This is a genomic window from Parapedobacter pyrenivorans, from assembly GCF_014636865.1.
Lineage (GTDB): Bacteria > Bacteroidota > Bacteroidia > Sphingobacteriales > Sphingobacteriaceae > Parapedobacter > Parapedobacter pyrenivorans.
Genome location: NZ_BMER01000001.1, coordinates 2,598,939 through 2,616,143, shown reverse-complemented (window position 1 = coordinate 2,616,143; position 17,205 = coordinate 2,598,939). Strand labels below are relative to the sequence as shown.

Annotated in this window: 18 protein-coding genes; 11 read left to right on the top strand and 7 right to left on the bottom strand. The window is 47.5% G+C overall.

From position 1 onward, the window contains the following. The first annotated feature begins 63 nt into the window (after positions 1-63). From IEV98_RS10280 to IEV98_RS10270, 3 genes are all read left to right on the top strand, one after another. Positions 64-597 carry a plastocyanin/azurin family copper-binding protein gene (locus IEV98_RS10280; RefSeq protein ID WP_188505749.1) on the top strand — a complete coding sequence of 178 codons (534 nt, stop codon included), beginning with the start codon at positions 64-66 and terminating at the stop codon, positions 595-597. Between the two features lie 124 nt (positions 598-721). Continuing rightward, the gene (gene lpdA, locus IEV98_RS10275; protein ID WP_188505748.1) at positions 722-2,128 is read left to right on the top strand and encodes a dihydrolipoyl dehydrogenase; all 1,407 of its coding nucleotides are present in this window, start codon (positions 722-724) and stop codon (positions 2,126-2,128) included. An 8-nt stretch (positions 2,129-2,136) separates the two neighbouring features. Then, positions 2,137-2,526 carry an acyl-CoA thioesterase gene (locus tag IEV98_RS10270; RefSeq protein WP_188505747.1) on the top strand — a complete coding sequence of 130 codons (390 nt, stop codon included), beginning with the start codon at positions 2,137-2,139 and terminating at the stop codon, positions 2,524-2,526. A gap of 1 nt (position 2,527) precedes the next feature. Here IEV98_RS10270 and IEV98_RS10265 read toward each other — a convergent pair whose 3' ends face one another. Further along, positions 2,528-2,830, bottom strand: coding sequence for a DUF3817 domain-containing protein (locus tag IEV98_RS10265; protein WP_188505746.1), 303 nt, complete (start codon positions 2,828-2,830; stop codon positions 2,528-2,530). 183 nt (positions 2,831-3,013) lie between these two features. Here IEV98_RS10265 and lpdA (IEV98_RS10260) point away from each other — a divergent pair, with 183 nt between their 5' ends. Then, positions 3,014-4,402 carry a dihydrolipoyl dehydrogenase gene (gene lpdA / locus IEV98_RS10260; protein WP_188505745.1) on the top strand — a complete coding sequence of 463 codons (1,389 nt, stop codon included), beginning with the start codon at positions 3,014-3,016 and terminating at the stop codon, positions 4,400-4,402. A gap of 80 nt (positions 4,403-4,482) precedes the next feature. Here lpdA (IEV98_RS10260) and IEV98_RS10255 read toward each other — a convergent pair whose 3' ends face one another. The 5 genes from IEV98_RS10255 to IEV98_RS10235 all read right to left on the bottom strand — a co-directional run bounded on the left by IEV98_RS10255 (position 4,483) and on the right by IEV98_RS10235 (position 8,926). Further along, entirely contained in the window at positions 4,483-5,496 is a 1,014-nt protein-coding gene (locus tag IEV98_RS10255; protein WP_188505744.1) for a LacI family DNA-binding transcriptional regulator, read from the bottom strand. Positions 5,497-5,589: 93 nt separating this feature from the next. After that, entirely contained in the window at positions 5,590-7,044 is a 1,455-nt protein-coding gene (locus IEV98_RS10250; protein WP_188505743.1) for a S41 family peptidase, read from the bottom strand. Positions 7,045-7,049: 5 nt separating this feature from the next. After that, positions 7,050-7,691 (bottom strand): HAD family hydrolase, encoded by a 642-nt coding sequence (locus IEV98_RS10245; protein WP_188505742.1) that lies wholly within the window; start codon positions 7,689-7,691, stop codon positions 7,050-7,052. A 78-nt stretch (positions 7,692-7,769) separates the two neighbouring features. Further along, the gene (locus tag IEV98_RS10240) at positions 7,770-8,258 is read right to left on the bottom strand and encodes a hypothetical protein (protein WP_188505741.1); all 489 of its coding nucleotides are present in this window, start codon (positions 8,256-8,258) and stop codon (positions 7,770-7,772) included. A gap of 5 nt (positions 8,259-8,263) precedes the next feature. Then, positions 8,264-8,926, bottom strand: coding sequence for an ABC transporter ATP-binding protein (locus IEV98_RS10235; protein ID WP_188505740.1), 663 nt, complete (start codon positions 8,924-8,926; stop codon positions 8,264-8,266). Positions 8,927-9,079: 153 nt separating this feature from the next. Here IEV98_RS10235 and sucC point away from each other — a divergent pair, with 153 nt between their 5' ends. From sucC to nhaA, 4 genes are all read left to right on the top strand, one after another. Beyond that, entirely contained in the window at positions 9,080-10,270 is a 1,191-nt protein-coding gene (gene sucC, locus IEV98_RS10230) for an ADP-forming succinate--CoA ligase subunit beta (protein WP_188505739.1), read from the top strand. A gap of 147 nt (positions 10,271-10,417) precedes the next feature. Then, a complete protein-coding gene (gene asnS, locus IEV98_RS10225) occupies positions 10,418-11,863 on the top strand; it encodes an asparagine--tRNA ligase (RefSeq protein ID WP_188505738.1) in 1,446 nt (481 codons plus the stop codon). Positions 11,864-11,865: 2 nt separating this feature from the next. Continuing rightward, positions 11,866-12,486 carry an L-threonylcarbamoyladenylate synthase gene (locus tag IEV98_RS10220; RefSeq protein WP_188505737.1) on the top strand — a complete coding sequence of 207 codons (621 nt, stop codon included), beginning with the start codon at positions 11,866-11,868 and terminating at the stop codon, positions 12,484-12,486. Between the two features lie 47 nt (positions 12,487-12,533). Next, positions 12,534-13,706 carry a Na+/H+ antiporter NhaA gene (gene nhaA, locus IEV98_RS10215; protein WP_188505736.1) on the top strand — a complete coding sequence of 391 codons (1,173 nt, stop codon included), beginning with the start codon at positions 12,534-12,536 and terminating at the stop codon, positions 13,704-13,706. Positions 13,707-13,724: 18 nt separating this feature from the next. Here nhaA and IEV98_RS10210 read toward each other — a convergent pair whose 3' ends face one another. Further along, on the bottom strand, positions 13,725-14,432 hold the full coding sequence (locus IEV98_RS10210; protein ID WP_229738662.1) for a basic secretory protein-like protein: 708 nt from the start codon (positions 14,430-14,432) through the stop codon (positions 13,725-13,727). Positions 14,433-14,697: 265 nt separating this feature from the next. Here IEV98_RS10210 and IEV98_RS10205 point away from each other — a divergent pair, with 265 nt between their 5' ends. The 3 genes from IEV98_RS10205 to IEV98_RS10195 are packed head-to-tail and all read left to right on the top strand — an operon-like array spanning position 14,698 to position 17,204. Continuing rightward, positions 14,698-16,116: a sensor histidine kinase gene (locus tag IEV98_RS10205; protein ID WP_229738661.1), complete on the top strand. Its 1,419-nt coding sequence runs from the start codon at positions 14,698-14,700 to the stop codon at positions 16,114-16,116. A 6-nt stretch (positions 16,117-16,122) separates the two neighbouring features. After that, on the top strand, positions 16,123-16,821 hold the full coding sequence (locus IEV98_RS10200) for a response regulator transcription factor (protein ID WP_188505734.1): 699 nt from the start codon (positions 16,123-16,125) through the stop codon (positions 16,819-16,821). Positions 16,822-16,838: 17 nt separating this feature from the next. Next, positions 16,839-17,204 (top strand): DUF1304 domain-containing protein, encoded by a 366-nt coding sequence (locus IEV98_RS10195; protein WP_188505733.1) that lies wholly within the window; start codon positions 16,839-16,841, stop codon positions 17,202-17,204. Position 17,205 lies beyond the last annotated feature (1 nt).

Here is a 17,205-nt window from a genome sequence, read left to right as displayed (position 1 = left end):
ACAAACAGCATACTTACACTGTTGCTATATTGGATAATCTGACAAATTAGATTTTAAACACAAATGAAAAAAATTTTTTTAGTCCCCGTGGTAGCGGGCGCAGTTTTTATCGCTGCCTGCGGTGGCAACCAGAAAAGTGAAGAGTCGACTGAAACAGCAGCGGCAACGACCGAGCAACAAGCACCTGCGGTAGATATACCCGGTTTGGAAGATGTTGCCGTGAGTAATGAGGTGGCTCTGGAAGGTAATGATTTGATGCAATACAATAAGACACTTTTCCGGGTCAAGGCTGGACAACCGATAAAACTGACATTTAAAAATGCTGGCGAGATGCCCAAGGAATCCATGGGCCACAATGTCGTTGTGGTACAACCTGGAACCGACCTACCCGCTTTAGGTGGCGAAGCCATCAAGGCCGTCGATACCGAATACATACCGGTTACCTTCGCATCGTCCATCATCGCCCACACCAAACTACTTGGCCCCGGCGAAACGGATGCCATTGAATTCACATTGGAGGAAAAAGGCGTATATCCTTTCCTTTGCAGTTTCCCTGGCCACTACGGTGTCATGCAGGGAAAAATCGTAGCCGAATAAGAAATTCTCCGCAAGCGATTACGGAAAAGACAGTCAAACGGCTGTCTTTTTTTTGTTCCGTTTCCACCCCAGTGTAATAATATGTACCTTTGGGTCATCGAATTGACTAATTTCATTACACAACATGCAATACGACGTCATTGTAATTGGTAGCGGGCCCGGAGGCTACGTAGCCGCCATTCGCTGCGCACAATTGGGCTTGAAAACAGCCGTTATAGAAAAATACGACACTTTCGGAGGCACTTGCCTAAATGTAGGATGTATTCCTTCCAAGGCGTTGCTGGATTCTTCGGAACATTATCACAATGCTGCCCACCACTTCACGGCACACGGCATTAACCTAAGTGAGCTCGCGGTAGACATGAAGCAAATGATAGCTCGAAAGGATGATGTCATTGCCCAAAATGTAGCCGGCATCGAATTCCTCTTCAAAAAGAATAAAATAGACAGCTTCATCGGTGTTGGTTCATTCGTCGACAAAAACACCATTAAGGTGACCAAAGCAGACGGAAAAGCCGAACAGATTACCGGCAAACATGTCATTATCGCTTCGGGGTCTAAGCCCACCTCCTTACCATTCCTCCCGATTGATAAGAAAAGGGTTATTACGTCTACGGAAGCCTTGACATTGACCGAGATCCCTAAACACCTCATTGTTATCGGTGGTGGTGTTATCGGTCTGGAACTCGGTTCGGTATATGCGCGCTTGGGGGCAAAGGTGTCTGTTGTAGAGTACGAAAAGACTATTATTCCAACCATGGATGGAGGACTCGGCAAGGAACTGCAACGCGTATTGAAGAAAACACTTGGCATGGAATTCTACCTTGGACACAAGGTGACCGGCGCGACTACCAAAGGAAAAAAAGTAACAGTCGCTGCAGAAAATACCAAAGGGGAAGCGGTAAAATGGGAAGGCGATTATTGCATTGTGGCCGTGGGCCGCACCGCTTATACCGAAGGGCTAGGCTTGGAAAATATTGGCATCACGCTGGAAGAGCGGGGAAAGAAAATACCCGTAAATGAACACCTAGAAACCCCGGTGCAGGGGGTGTATGCCATTGGTGACGTCATCAAGGGGGCCATGCTAGCCCATAAGGCTGAAGACGAAGGGGTTTTCGTTGCCGAGCTTATCGCTGGGCAGAAACCGCACGTCGACTACAACCTGATTCCCGGTGTGGTGTATACCTGGCCGGAAGTAGCCAGCGTAGGCAAAACCGAAGAACAGCTAAAAGAAGCAGGCTTGAAGTATAAGACAGGTTCGTTCCCGTTTAAGGCGAGCGGCCGTGCCAAGGCCAGCGGTGACACTGATGGCTTCGTGAAGGTGCTGGCCGATGCAAATACCGACGAAGTATTGGGGGTACACATGATTGGTCCCCGAGCCGCAGATATGATCGCCGAAGCGACGGTGGCAATGGAGTACAGAGCCTCGGCCGAAGACATTGCCCGGATTTGCCACGCTCATCCCACCTATACTGAAGCATTCAGGGAAGCATCGCTTGCTGCAACGGCAAACCGTGCCATCCATATGTAAAAAAGCATATGAATTTCCATACTCGCAAATGGGTCAAACCGGAGGACCTCAATCCTAATGGGTCTTTGTTTGGTGGCACCTTGCTCCGCTGGATTGACGAAGAGGCCGTTATCTACGCCATCGTACAATTGGGAAACCCGCTTGTGGTAACCAAGTTTATATCCGAAATCAACTTTGTAAGTTCGGCCACACAGGGTGATATCATTGAACTCGGCATCACCGCTACGCATTTCGGGCGTACATCCATTACGCTTACCTGTCAGGTACGCAATAAGATTACGCGGAAAAGCATCCTGACCATAGACAAACTGGTATTTGTAAATCTGGATCGTGATGGCAACCCGGCACCGCACGGCAAAACGGAGATTACCTATGCCTTTGCGGGCGACAAGCCATAACTTACCCTTCGTGTCGCAATTTCCGCTCTACAAAAAATGGCGCAAATGGAAGCAAAGAGGCTACAAAGAACAGCACAACACGGCCAAATTTCCATTTGTACTTGTCCGCACATGCCCACAACAGATATACGTATGCAATGAATAGGATACCATGGGCCCAACCGATATACTTGACCCCTAGTAAGGCCCACTCGTAGTCGGTGGTGCGCTTTAACACAGAAAACGTGACCAACACCACCATGGATATTCCCTCTATAAGGGCGATGTTTCGAAACCAGTTCAGGAATTGTTTATTCGTACTCATGATTAACGATTTGGAGCGGCAAGTTAGGCAAATTATCGAACCCGTAGTCGCTACCGTACCGGGTTTGACTGAATTGTGACCGTTGGGGTAGTTAATAAAAAAATATGTAAGTTTGTAGCCGCCCCGGCATGTTCGGAGCAGCGACAGAAACGATGAATCAATCTTAAGAAACAGTATCGGTATATGAACTACGACATCATTGTAATCGGAAGCGGACCAGGGGGTTATGTAGCAGCCATTCGGGCTTCCCAACTTGGTTTTAAGACGGCCATTGTAGAACGGGAATCCTTGGGGGGCATCTGCCTCAATTGGGGATGTATCCCCACCAAAGCACTGCTTAAAAGCGCTCAGGTATTTGAATACCTCAATCATGCTGAAGATTATGGCATAAAAGTAAGCGGTGGCGAAGCAGATTTTAGCGCCATTGTTAAGCGTAGTCGCGGAGTGGCTGAAGGCATGAGCAAGGGAATCCAGTTCCTGATGAAAAAGAACAAGATCGATGTGATCATGGGCACTGCCAAAATCGCGAAAGGCGGGAAGGTAGAAGTAAAAGACAGCGATGGCGCAACTAAAACATACAGTGCAAAGCATACGATATTAGCCACTGGTGCCCGCTCACGCGAGCTGCCCAACCTTAATCAAGATGGTAAACGGATCATCGGATATCGCCAGGCGATGAACCTTGAGAAGCAGCCTGAATCCATTGTCGTTGTTGGATCCGGTGCCATCGGCGTTGAATTCGCATATTTCTACAATGCCATTGGCACCAAGGTTACCGTCGTCGAGTACCTCGATCGCGTTGTACCTGTGGAAGATGAGGAGGTATCCAAACAATTGGAGCGTAGCCTTAAAAAGGCCGGGATAAGCATCCTCACCAGCGCCGAAGTACAGTCTGTCGATACTTCAGGCAAACAGTGCAAGGTACAAATCAAAACAGCAAAGGGCACCGAAACCATTGAAGCAGAGACCGTTTTGTCGGCTGTAGGTATCGCACCCAATATCGAGGGCATTGGCTTGGAAGAAGTAGGCGTTAAGACGGACAAGGGTCGCGTGTTGGTCGACGATTTCTATAAAACCAATATTGAGGGCGTTTATGCCATTGGCGACATTGTGAAAGGCCAGGCATTGGCACACGTAGCGTCTGCCGAAGGCATCACCTGCGTGGAGAAGATTAAAGGGATGGAGGTATCGCCAATTGACTACAATAACATACCAGGTTGCACGTATTGCGCTCCGGAGATCGCATCGGTTGGGTACACCGAGAAAGCCGCTCGGGATGCTGGATATGACGTCAAAGTAGGCAAATTCCCTTTTTCCGCATCGGGCAAGGCCAGTGCTGCCGGAGCGAAGGATGGCTTTGTAAAGGTTATCTTTGACGCCAAATACGGCGAGTTTCTTGGCGCCCATATGATTGGTGCTAATGTTACTGAGATGATTGGCGAAGTGGTGGTGGCACGTAAGCTGGAAACCACTGGCCATGAAATAATCAAAGCCATACACCCGCACCCCACCATGAGCGAAGCCATTATGGAAGCTGCCGCAGATGCGTACGGCGAAGTGATACACTTGTAAAGCACGAAATAGCAGGTATTAGGCTGTATGTGATATGCTTGCAGCTTAATGCCTGCCATCGGTTCCCGAAGCAGGGGCGGTCACGATACTTGGTTGACCAACCGGGATTTAAACACGACCTTAACCGGTTCTGGGCGCTCTACGGCATCAATCAGCTCAAAAAGCAACTCAGCAGCTTTCTTTCCCTGTTCTCCTGGAAATTGCTCTATGGACGCCATTGGCGGGTTCTCCATATACTTCCAGAGCGGGTAATTGGCATAACTGATAAAATGGATATCTTGGTTGAGTGCAAGCCCCTTTTGACGGACGGTCTTCATGACATCCAAGGCCACGTAATCGTTAAAAGAAACCACCGCAGAAGGTCGGTCGGAAAGGGCGAGCAATTGGGAGATGGCGGCCTCATTTCCTTCAGGCGTAAGGTCTGTGTTCACGATATATTCTTCCCTAAACGGAATACCGCATTTGCTAAGCCCCTTGAGGTACGCTTTCTTGCGCTCGATACTGGCGGGCAAAAGAACGGGACCATTGATGAGCGATATCGCAAGGTGCCCACAGGAAACGAAAATATCGATAGCCTCCAACATCCCGGTTTCGAGATCACTTACCACCCGATTAATGGTATTCAAATCGGGTACGCAGTCGAAGAATACGATGGGAATGCCTGCAGCTTCAAGTAGTTCGATAAAGGGGTAATCTCGGGTATTTTTACCAATCGACATCAATACGCCATCCACTCGATGTGTTTTTAGGGTCTGCAGGATACGGAGTTCGCGATCGGCATCATCGAGCGACTGGCCCATGATGACGGTATAATTCCTTTCGTTGGCCACATTCTCTATTTCGCTGATCGCTGCGGAGAAAAAGGGCTCCGATAGGCTCGGCAGTACCACGCCCACGGTAAATGTTTTACGTTGCTTGAAAAAAATAGCGGTTTGGTTGGGTTCATAATTCATTTCAGCGGCGACTTTTTTGACACGCATTGTCGTTACCAACCCAATACTAGGATGGTCATTCAATGCCCGGGACACCGTAGAAGGTGAAATCTTCAGCCGTCTTGCGATTTCCTTTATCGTTGCAGGTTTGCCTTCCTTCATCAGATTTCTTATTAAATGGCCAGTTCCAACAGCCGTTGGAAAGCGCAATATACTAAATTTTAACGTAAGCAGGTTGCTTCCGCGAAACGTTCTTTATTGGTTCGCCTTTTTGCCAAAATTGTACATCCCCTTCCTTCCGTGCCTATCCAGCGTTTGATTAATTGGGGCCGACATTTGCTTCGCAATACCCATTCGTGCCGTTGCTTGCAGGCCCGCGCCATCCGATGAAAATCCACCTTGACTCGCATAATGCAACGCTTCTGCAACCATATCTTCCTGTGCATCGCCGAAATCCCTGGTCAAGTCATCAAACACCACCTTGTCCACGGTCATACCCGAAAAATAGTCGCCATATCCAGCAGCGTTGAAGGTCTGGAAAGAAACCGCGTACAGGTCAACCCCCAATATATTCCAGTTAAAATAGCCAACCGGCTTTCCATACGTCTTATGCTCACCGATGAGCTTCACATCGATGTGTGGTCTCAGGTTATTGATCAGTAATTCACTTGCAGAGGCCGTACCCTCTGTGACCAAAAAATAGATCCGGCTTAGATTAAGCGAATTCCTCTTATTGAAATGAACCGGGGAAAAATCAATCCTGACGTTGTTGGCAAGCAAAAAATCGTCAAGTCCCGCATTTACCTTATTGGTGTACATGATGCCGTTACCGACCGCTGAGGGCACCAGCAGATTCGATAGGTATTCCGCGGTTACCACTGCACCTCCCCCATTATACCGCAGGTCCACGATTAACTCCTGGATGCCATCTGCCTCAAACTGCGCGACCAATTTGTCCAACTGGTCTTTCACATAGGTTGGGTTACCCCGATCATCAAGCGTCGATACAAAAATATCAAACGCAAAATATCCTACTTTTTTCCCCGCTACATCATATCGCTTTTGGTTCAATATCGGTTGGAGCTGATATGTTCCACGCTCGAGGGTTACGGAAACTTCATCGCCATCCGGTTTCCGAAGCAACAGGCTGATGCTGCCGGCATCCAATGCCCCAAAAAGAAACGTAAAATTATCCCGCTCCATAGATGCAGGGGAGAGGTCACTATTACCATTGATACTAAGGATTTTCCAGCCGCGTCGGAGGCCTTTCTGATAAGCCGGTGAACCGGCATCGACCTTCTTCACATAAAGGTCGGTATCACTGTTGTATCGCACATCAAACCCAAAGCTACCGGCAAGTCCCTGCTGAATTTCTGCATTTACCGTACCCCACCGATCCAGGAAACTAAATCGGTCATACGCATTACCGGCATCGTCTCGGGCATATCCTTTTAAAGTCTCCAATACAGCGTCCGCAGAGTTGTATCGCTTGGTATTTCCGCGCACGTCAGCAAACCAATTCGGCAAGTCCGCCTGCCATAGGTAAAACCCATACGTATAATGGTATACAGAGTCCTTCAACAGGTCTTCGTCGGTATCTGGGCGCGTCGGGCGTTCAAGCTCGGGCATGACGGTTTCCCGGCTACAGCCCACCATTAAGCTGCCAGATAGCAATGCAACTGCAATGAATTTTATATGTGTTATCTTCATTTCTATTAATATGATTGATGTGGCGGGGCGGTCGGTTTCTCCCAGAAACTTTTTGCTCCCATGCAATCGATACCCGGTACTATAGCAGACACTAGCTTGCTTTCAGCATGGATATACAGCACTTCCGACTTCTGCAACCCGTTATCGCCCAATAAATAACCAAAAGGATCATGCCCTTTCTCCTGCAATTCCTCCTGGAAATATACTTTCATTATCCGATCCAACCCATTCCACTCCACTTGCCGAAGTTTATTCAGTTGCATGGTTGGGTCTCCCTTCGTCAGGATCAGCAACCGCTTTCCGCTTTGGTGCGATGCCTGCATCAGTTCCAACATGGGTTGATACAGCAAGAGTTTCGCTGGTAGTTGGGCGGTAAGATGCATGCGGTCAAAGTGGGCTTTATACTTATGATCAATGGCAAATGTTTCCGCAGCGCGTTCAAAAAGGCCTTCTTCGCCGTGGTGTTCATAGGCGGTTTTGAGAAATCCTGTAAGCTCATTTGCCGGAGGTACCGTTTCGGTATATTCGAGCAGATGAGCGAACAGGTAATACACCTGCAACAAATAATCCCTTTTCGGAAAAAGCACATCGTCCAATTCAAATATCAGCGCTTTCTTATGGGTATCGATATCCGCGTATGTTAACATATATCGGTTTGAATCAAAAACACCGGATTGGTTTAATCATGTTTATTGCAATGGCATCATTGAGACCGTTTCACTCAGTTAATCGGCTATGCAACATAGTGCCAACTCGTCACCCGAATCCGATGGCGTGAAAACGCCGGAGAGCGTATCATACTGTTCATCTTCGCGAGCGCCGGTCACTGTATTGCCCTTGTGGAGCAGCAGCAGTGGTAGCTGTCGCGGTGGGTTTTCAATCACTGCCAATTCCGCCAGGTCGATTACCTCGGGCACCCATATGGCGATACCATATTCGGAAAAAAGTTGTCGAGCCTCCGCCATTGCATAAAGCTCATTGCTGCCTAGCGGTATCAGGTTCTCGACGTTGTTATCCAAGCAGATTCTGAGCATTTCATGCACAAAAGCCGGCGAATCTGCCCGTGGCGCCCTAAGGTAATTGCCTGCACGCAACAGTACCTCGGGCAACTCATCCGCTGCGCAAAACAACACGGGCTGCGCTGCCGGCAACAGCTTAGCCACCCGCTGTGCAAAGGGCCTTGTACCCCAAGTAATCAGCACCGCTCCCGCCATATTGATTATTCCTGATTTGCTTCAATCATGCCATCCTTGATATGCACCGTACGGTCAGCAATATTGGCTAATTCCTCATTGTGCGTCACGATGACAAATGTTTGATCGAGTTTGCTACGTAATTCTACAAACAGCTGATGTAAAGCGGTAGCATTCTCGGAGTCGAGGTTGCCGGATGGCTCATCAGCGAGGACAATAGCAGGGCTATTGACCAACGCTCGCGCCACTGCAACCCGCTGTTGCTCACCTCCCGACAATTCATTGGGCTTATGGTTCTTGCGATGATTTACACCGAGTAACTCCAGCAATTCGATCGCTCGGTGCTCAGCCTGGGTCCTACTCACCTTCCTGATAAAAGCGGGGATACATACGTTTTCCAATGCCGTAAACTCTGGCAGCAGGTGGTGAAACTGGAAAACAAAGCCGATATGCTCATTTCGGAAAGCGCTCAGTTGTTTGCCGTTAAGCGTACTGATATCCGTTCGATTGATGGTTACGGTACCGCTATCCGGTTTATCCAACGTACCGACAATATGCAGCAATGTACTTTTACCAGCGCCAGATGCACCAACGAGGCTGACGATCTCCCCCTTTGCGACCTGTAGGTCTACTCCCTTCAGGATAGGTAGTGTGCCATATGATTTGTATATGCCGTTTGCTTGTAGCATGTTGCGAAGGTAGAAATTTTTCGGGGTTTCCGGCAGCAATGTAGTGGCGCAAAAGATAAAGCGGGCAAATCCGCAGCCTTACCTGAAAAATACCAAGCTTATCGCTTGACCGTTCCCGATTAAAACCCTACTTTTACGGCAAATTTTTCGCAAATGAATATTCACGAATATCAAGGCAAACAAATACTGAAAGGTTTCGGTGTGCGGGTACAAGAGGGCATAGTGGCCGAAACACCAGAGCAAGCTGTAGAGGCAGCCAAGAAATTGAAGGAAGATTACAGTTCGGATTGGGTGGTGGTGAAAGCCCAAATCCATGCAGGCGGCCGAGGCAAAGGTGGGGGTGTAAAACTTGCAAAAAACCTTGATGAAGTGAAACAACGTGCTTCCGATATCATCGGTATGCAGCTGGTAACTCCACAGACCGGCCCGGAAGGCAAGAAGGTTAACAAGGTTTTGATAGCACAGGATGTATACTATCCTGGTGAAAGCGATACCAAGGAATTTTATATGAGCGTCCTACTTGATCGGGGGCGGGGCCGTAACATTATCATGTATTCCACCGAAGGTGGGATGGACATCGAGGAAGTGGCCGAAAAGACACCACACCTGATATTCAAGGAAGAAATTGACCCGAAGGTCGGGCTTCAGGGGTTCCAGGCCCGAAAGATAGCGTTCAACCTGGGGTTGAATGGAGGAGCTCTCAAGGAAATGACCAAATTTGTAGCTGCCCTCTATCAAGCCTACGAAGCCACGGATTCATCCATGTTTGAGATTAACCCCGTGCTAAAGACCTCCGATGATAAAATACTGGCCGTAGATGCCAAGGTAAATCTAGACGAAAACGGCTTGTTCCGGCACCCGGACTATGCGGCCATGCGCGATGTTACGGAAGAAGACCCCACGGAAGTGGAGGCAGGTGAATCCAACCTCAACTATGTAAAACTCGATGGCAATGTGGGCTGTATGGTCAATGGCGCCGGATTGGCCATGGCTACGATGGATATCATCAAACTCGCAGGTGGCGAGCCAGCCAACTTCCTCGATGTAGGCGGTACGGCCAATGCACAGACGGTAAAAGCAGGATTTAATATCATCCTCAAAGATCCGAATGTAAAAGCAATCCTGATTAACATCTTTGGCGGAATTGTCCGTTGCGATCGTGTTGCCCAAGGGGTCATCGATGCATATAGGGAAATCGGCGACATTCCGGTCCCCATCATCGTGCGTCTTCAAGGCACCAATGCCGAAGAGGCCAAAAAGTTGATTGACGAATCGGGATTGGAGGTATACTCCGCGATTCTACTCAAAGAAGCCGCTGATCTGGTAACGAAAGTCTTGTCTTGATTATATAGACAGTAGATTTTAGATTTCAAATTAAGCGATCACTTCATCATGAACCTCCATAGTAGTGGAGGTTTTTTGGTTTAGGCAAACCAATATGTTGTGCACTGTATAATAAGGACTCGAGGCGCTGATAGCTGATAACAAAACATGAAACATACACGTATAAAAGACCTGTTGAATGCCACGGAATATGGGCAACAGATAACCGTAAAGGGCTGGATAAAAACGTTCCGGAACAACCAATTCATCGCCATCAACGATGGTTCTACATTGGGTAATATTCAAGCGGTCGTCGACTTCAACAATACCGATGAAGCGTTGCTGAAGCGGATTACCACGGGTGCGGCTGTCGCCGTTACGGGGCCTTTGGTGGAATCAGTGGGCAAAGGGCAGCGCGTGGAAATCAAAGTCGAAGTCTTGGAAATCTTGGGCGATAGCGATCCCGAAAAATTCCCCCTGCAACCTAAAAAGCACAGCCTTGAATTCCTGCGCGAAATCGCACATCTCCGTTTCCGCACCAGTACATTCAATGCCATATTCAAGGTGCGCAATGCACTATCCTTTGCCGTGCATCAGTTTTTTTACGAGCGCGGGTTTGTATACATGCATACTCCAATCATTACAGGCTCGGATGCGGAGGGTGCTGGCGAAATGTTCAAAGTAACCACACTCGACCTCGACGACACCCCACGGAACGCCGATGGTTCGATTGACTACAGGGAGGATTTCTTCGGCAAGCCGACCAATCTCACGGTTTCCGGACAATTGGAGGGCGAGCTGGCTGCTATGGCCCTGGGCAACATCTATACGTTTGGCCCGACGTTCCGTGCTGAAAATTCCAACACGACACGCCACTTGGCAGAGTTTTGGATGATCGAACCCGAAATGGCGTTCTATGAATTGGAAGATAACATGGATTTGGCGGAAGAGTTGCTTAAATATGTAATCCGGTCTGCCCTCGATCATTGCCCCGATGAAATCGAATTTCTCAAAAATCGGCTGCTCGAAGAGGAAAAGAACAAACCTCAGAACGAGCGATCTGAAATGGACTTGATTGCCAAGCTCAATTTTTGCCTGGACAATCGCTTTGAACGGCTCACCTATACAGAAGCTATTCACATTTTGCAACGCAGCAAACCGAACCAAAAAAAACAATTCAAATACCTGATTGAAGGCTGGGGAACGGACTTACAGTCCGAACACGAACGGTACCTTGTCGAAAAACATTTCAAGAAACCCGTCATCCTTACAGACTATCCAGCAGACATTAAATCGTTTTATATGCGGATGAACGAACCGGATGATGAAGGGAGACTTACTGTTGCCGCTATGGACATCCTATTTCCCGGCATTGGCGAAATGGTGGGCGGCTCCCAGCGGGAGGAGCGTTACGACAAACTGATCCAACGGATGAAAGAAATGGGCGTCCCGACTGCCGAAATGGACTGGTTTCTGGATACCCGGCGTTTCGGCACTGCCCCGCATTCCGGTTTCGGTGTCGGGTTCGAGCGCCTCGTGCTATTCGTCACGGGTATGACCAACATCCGGGATGTCATACCTTTTCCCAGAACGCCAAACAATGCGGAATTTTGACCATGCTCCTCAAAATCTACGAACAAAATCCAAACCCCAAGGCTATCCAGCAGGTAGCGAACGTGCTACGGCGGGGCGGCCTCATCATTTACCCTACTGATACCGTTTATGGACTGGGGTGTGACATCAACAACCACAAAGCCATTGAGCGCGTATGCGAATTGCGGGGGATCAAACCGGAAAAAGCCAACCTTTCCTTTATCTGCTATGATCTCACGGCAATTTCTCAATACACCAAACCTTTTGGCACGGTTACATTCAGGATACTGAAAAGGGCCCTACCCGGGCCCTTTACGTTTATCTTCAATGCCAGCGGGCAAGTACCGAAATTGTTAAGCTCAAAGAAAAAAACAGTGGGCATCCGGGTTCCGGACAACAACATTGCCCGTGAAATTGTACGCGAATTAGGCAACCCCATCGTATCGGCATCTATCCACGATGAAGATGAAATTATTGAATATTCTACCGATCCCGAACTCATCTATGAAAAATTCGGCGATCTGGTGGATATCGTCATTGATGGCGGATATGGTGGCAATGTGGCCTCCACGGTCGTGGACGCTACGTCGGACGATTTCGAAATTCTCCGCGAAGGCAAGGGAGATCTGAGCCTCTTTTTGTAACTTAGCTGCCAGTTTAGTGTCATTTTCATTAACAGCTATTTTTCCAGATGCGTAAGCAAATCAAGCAATTTTTCGAGGCGGATTCCGCAAGTGGCATTACCCTACTTGTTTTTTTGGTCATTTCTCTTATTATCGCCAATTCTCCTTGGGGGCCACATTTTGAATCGCTGCTTGCCCAGCAAATCGGAATAGAAACTCAGCAAATACACCTCAAATACAGCGTTTTGCTGTGGATCAACGACGGTTTGATGGCGCTGTTCTTTTTGATGGTGGGCATCGAAATCAAGCAAGAGCTGGCTCATGGGCAACTTTCATCAGCGAAGAAAGCATCATTACCATTTTTCGCTGCTTTGGGAGGTATGGTTGTTCCAGCCGGTTTCTACGCGTTATTTAACACGGGCACCGAAACCGGTCACGGATGGGGTATCCCGATGGCTACGGATATCGCCTTTGCGATTGGTATATTATCCCTCTTGGGCAAACGTGTACCCATCGCATTGAAGGTGTTCCTTACAGCTTTGGCAATTGTAGATGATCTGGGCGCCATTTTGGTCATTGCCATCTTTTATACCACTCAACTCGAATCCAGCTACCTGCTTTATGCATTGGGATTATTCGCCCTCTTGATGTTCATGAATCGCATGGGCGTAAAATCGATATGGTTTTACTTAATCCCTGGCCTATTTATCTGGTATTTCATCCATCACTCCGGCATCCACGCTACCATCGCCGGTGTGCTTACAGCATTTGCCATACCCATCAAGGGACGTAAACAGGGGCACTCCCCTATCCAAACCGTAGAACATGCAATCAGTACCCCTGTCAATTTTGTGATCATGCCGTTATTTGCATTAGCCAACACGAACATCCGTTTTGAAAGCGGGATGATAGACGGGCTAGTCAGCCCACTTGGCTTAGGCATTATTGCCGGGCTCTTTATCGGCAAACCCTTGGGGATTACTCTGCTTTCCTGGATTTCGGTTAAATTGGGATTAAGTGAGTTGCCGAAAGGAACCAAATGGACCCAGGTTTTGGCGATTGGTCTCATGGGTGGCATTGGGTTTACGATGTCCATATTCATCGCATTATTATCGTTCAGCGATATATCGCATCAAACGGAAGCAAAATTTGCCATCCTTGTGGCGTCGGCATTGTCGGGCATTATTGGCTATTTCATCCTGAAAAATATGGGACGAAAACACATCGCCGAAAAGCAATAATGGTTTGAGCGATACTCTTCACCGGTCATGCTCAACATAAGCTGCCCACAACGCACCCAGATCAAGTCCCGTTTCAGACTTCCAGATATCTTCCGTATACGTACGGCTACGCATAGCGCTGTCTAGCGCTTTCACAAAGCCAGCCTTCTGGGTGCTCTCTATCCAATTTAGGAAACGGGCCGTTACCCGGTAGCTGTTGGTATAATGATGATCATCCTGCAAGTGAGGCAAAGACCATCCGGCACCAGCATTATCCACACCATATTTATGGCGTACATAGTCCGCAATTCCTTCCACCAACCAGCCCGGCTCACTACCGGCAGGATAGGCTTGTACAATATGCATCACCTCATGGGTGACTACATCCACATCATGGGGCTTTTTCGCCAACCAGTCCTGGCTGATGACCACCCGCCCATCATGTGCGTACGCCACACCTTTGTAGGCGGTATCAACAGTAAGGACCACCTGATGTACGGCATCCGAGTTAAATGTCTCCACAAGCACGGGATATACTGCAAAAAAGGTTTCTTTTAACCGGGTAGCTACCGCGGTATCAAAGTTCGAATCTTGCTGAATAAAGATAAGCCGAAACCCGTTGTTATCCAACGTGTCACGACCTTTTTCACATGCTGTCTTAACGATCTGCGAGTGGCCATTACTCGCTAACAAAACATATTGGGTGGCGATAAACAATAACGAAATAACTGAAAAACGTATCATCATGCTCGGATTAAAAAACCGAAATGGGCAACCTTTGTCGTTACAAAAATTGCCCATTCGGCATTGGATATATTTATTTTAATAGGGTACAACAGGACTTTCTGCAACAAAAATAATACATGAGCTCGATGAAGCATGTTAACAAATGCCTAATGAAATGTTAACAAAAACCAAATAAATAGGTGTGAGATAGCTATCACACTAATTTCATTGCTATATTCGCTCGTGCTATAACAGCGTTTGATCAGACAAATCAATGAGGTATTCGTTGAGCATACATAAAGGCATTTCACTATTGGGGCTCACCCTATTGATTTCCGTTCTGTTTTATCTCACGTACAATACGTTTAAACTTGAAGACGAACAGTACCAGGCTGTAGAAAAGACCCTCATCAATGACCGCTATACACAACGCATCCGCAATGACAAGCTATTTCCGGGAGGTGTGGCCATTATTGACCGCTATCTGATGACCAACATCCATGCACTGGAATCCGCTTACCACCTCGATCGGGATGTATTTGAACGTGAAAAGAACAAGGTATTGGATAGCATGTTCCGTGCGCTCCGGGCGGGAAACACCATGGATGTCCTTTTCGCAGAAATAAAAACCGAGTATAAACTGGACGGAGATCTCGAATATTTGCTGACCATCAATGCGATACAACTGGTCTTCGAAAACATGCACTTGGTCAACATCTACCATGCCAACCAACCGTCCCCTTTCTTAGCCGACAGTTTGAAGACTACAATCGGCGCCCATATTGGTGGCGCGTTGAACACACCGTTGCCGCAAAACCAAATAGCGAGCATCACGGTCAGCAATGCTGAAGACTACAACTATTGGATGACTTTTTCCTTGCATGCAGACCACCGCAACCGTACCTGGCGTATCATGAAGTTGATGATGCCCACATTTTTGCTGGCCCTCTTTGCCATCGGCTGCGTCGTATCAATTTACTACGTCACCTACCGAAATTGGCTGAGACAAAAAAAACTCGCCGAAATGAAGTCTGACTTCGTCAACGGCATCACGCACGAGTTTAACACGCCCCTCTCGACCATCATTGTGGCCAATAAAAACATGCAAAACAGCAAAATACAAGCTAATACAGAAAATATCAGGCCCCTTACGAAAATTATTGAACGCCAATCATTACGCCTGCAGAAACTGTTTGACCAGCTGATGGATATCACAACGATGGATAATTCTACCCTGCAGAAGGAACCTCACGAACTTAACCAACTACTCCACGAAATCGTTAACGATTACAACGTGAAGCTCTCGGTTCAAAACACTGCTGTTGCGCTTCGCACCTCGCGTCAGCCCCTGGCTGTCGAATTAAATAAATTTTTCTTCACGACCATGCTTTTAAACCTGTTTGACAATGCGATCAAATACAACCATAATGATCACAAGCAGATTACGATAGCTACTGAACTCGCCGATCATGCGATCAAAATACAGATTTCAGACAACGGAACAGGCATTCCCAACAAGGAGATTGAGCATGTTTTCGAAAAGTTCTACCGCTTCCAAAAGCAGGGGACACGGCACATCCCCGGACTAGGTTTAGGCCTCTACTATACCTATCAGTGCATTAAAAGCCACGGTTGGACACTGTCCGTAGTGAGTAAGGAAGCAGTGGGCAGTCAATTCTCCATACTCATTCCTTATAAAAGTTGATCAGTGATGAAACCGAAATTACTCTATGTAGAAGATGAGCTGGATTTGGGCAATGTAACCAAACAATACCTGGAAGCAATGAATTTCGAGGTTACCTGGTGTACGAATGGTAAAAATGCTTATCAAGAGTACCTGCACCATGAGACAACATACAGTCTGGTCATCATTGATATCCAGTTGCCGGACATCAATGGTTTTGACTTGGCGCGAAAGATCGTGGAATACAACAAAAATGCCTTTTTCCTCTTCCTAACGGCACGGAAGGAAAAAAAGGACCGGCTATATGGGCTGGATATTGGTGCAATGGATTACATCACCAAACCCTTCGACATCGATGAGTTGGTATTACGGATACGCAATATAACAAGGCGAACAAAGCCCACCGAAGAAAAAAGCCAACCGGACACCATCGAAATCGGCAATATCGTTTTAAATAAGGAATCTCTCAGCCTCTCGGTAGACGGACATATCAAAACTACGTTGACACTGCGCGAGGCCGAACTGCTGGAATACCTTTATACCTATCGAAACAGCATTGTAAAGCGTGAGGACCTCCTCGTCCGGTTTTGGGGTGAAAACGACTATTTCATGGGCCGTAGCTTGGATGTATTCATATCCCGATTGCGTAAGTTGTTACGGCATTCCTCTTCAGGAGTACGGATTGAGAACATTTATGGTGTCGGCTTCATTTTATCAGTACCTTAGAGAATAAAATCAACATCATGGAACTATTGAAGAATGTACTCGTATTGGTAGTCGCTTTTGAGCATCTCTACATTCTATGGATAGAAATGTTTGCTTGGGAAACTGCGGGGAAAAAGGCTTTCAGAGGCAGCTTACCTGACCACCTTTTTACGCCAACCAAAAAATTAGCGGCGAACCAGGGATTATATAATGGCTTTCTAGCAGCGGGTCTCATTTGGTCGCTACTTATTGAAGATGCTATATGGAGCAAGTATATAGCGATATTCTTTCTTGTATGCATCATCGTAGCTGCGATATACGGTACAATTACTGCCAGTAGGAAGATATTAATTATCCAGGGATTGCCCGCGATTATCGCGTTAGCGATGCTCCTGCTGTTTTGAA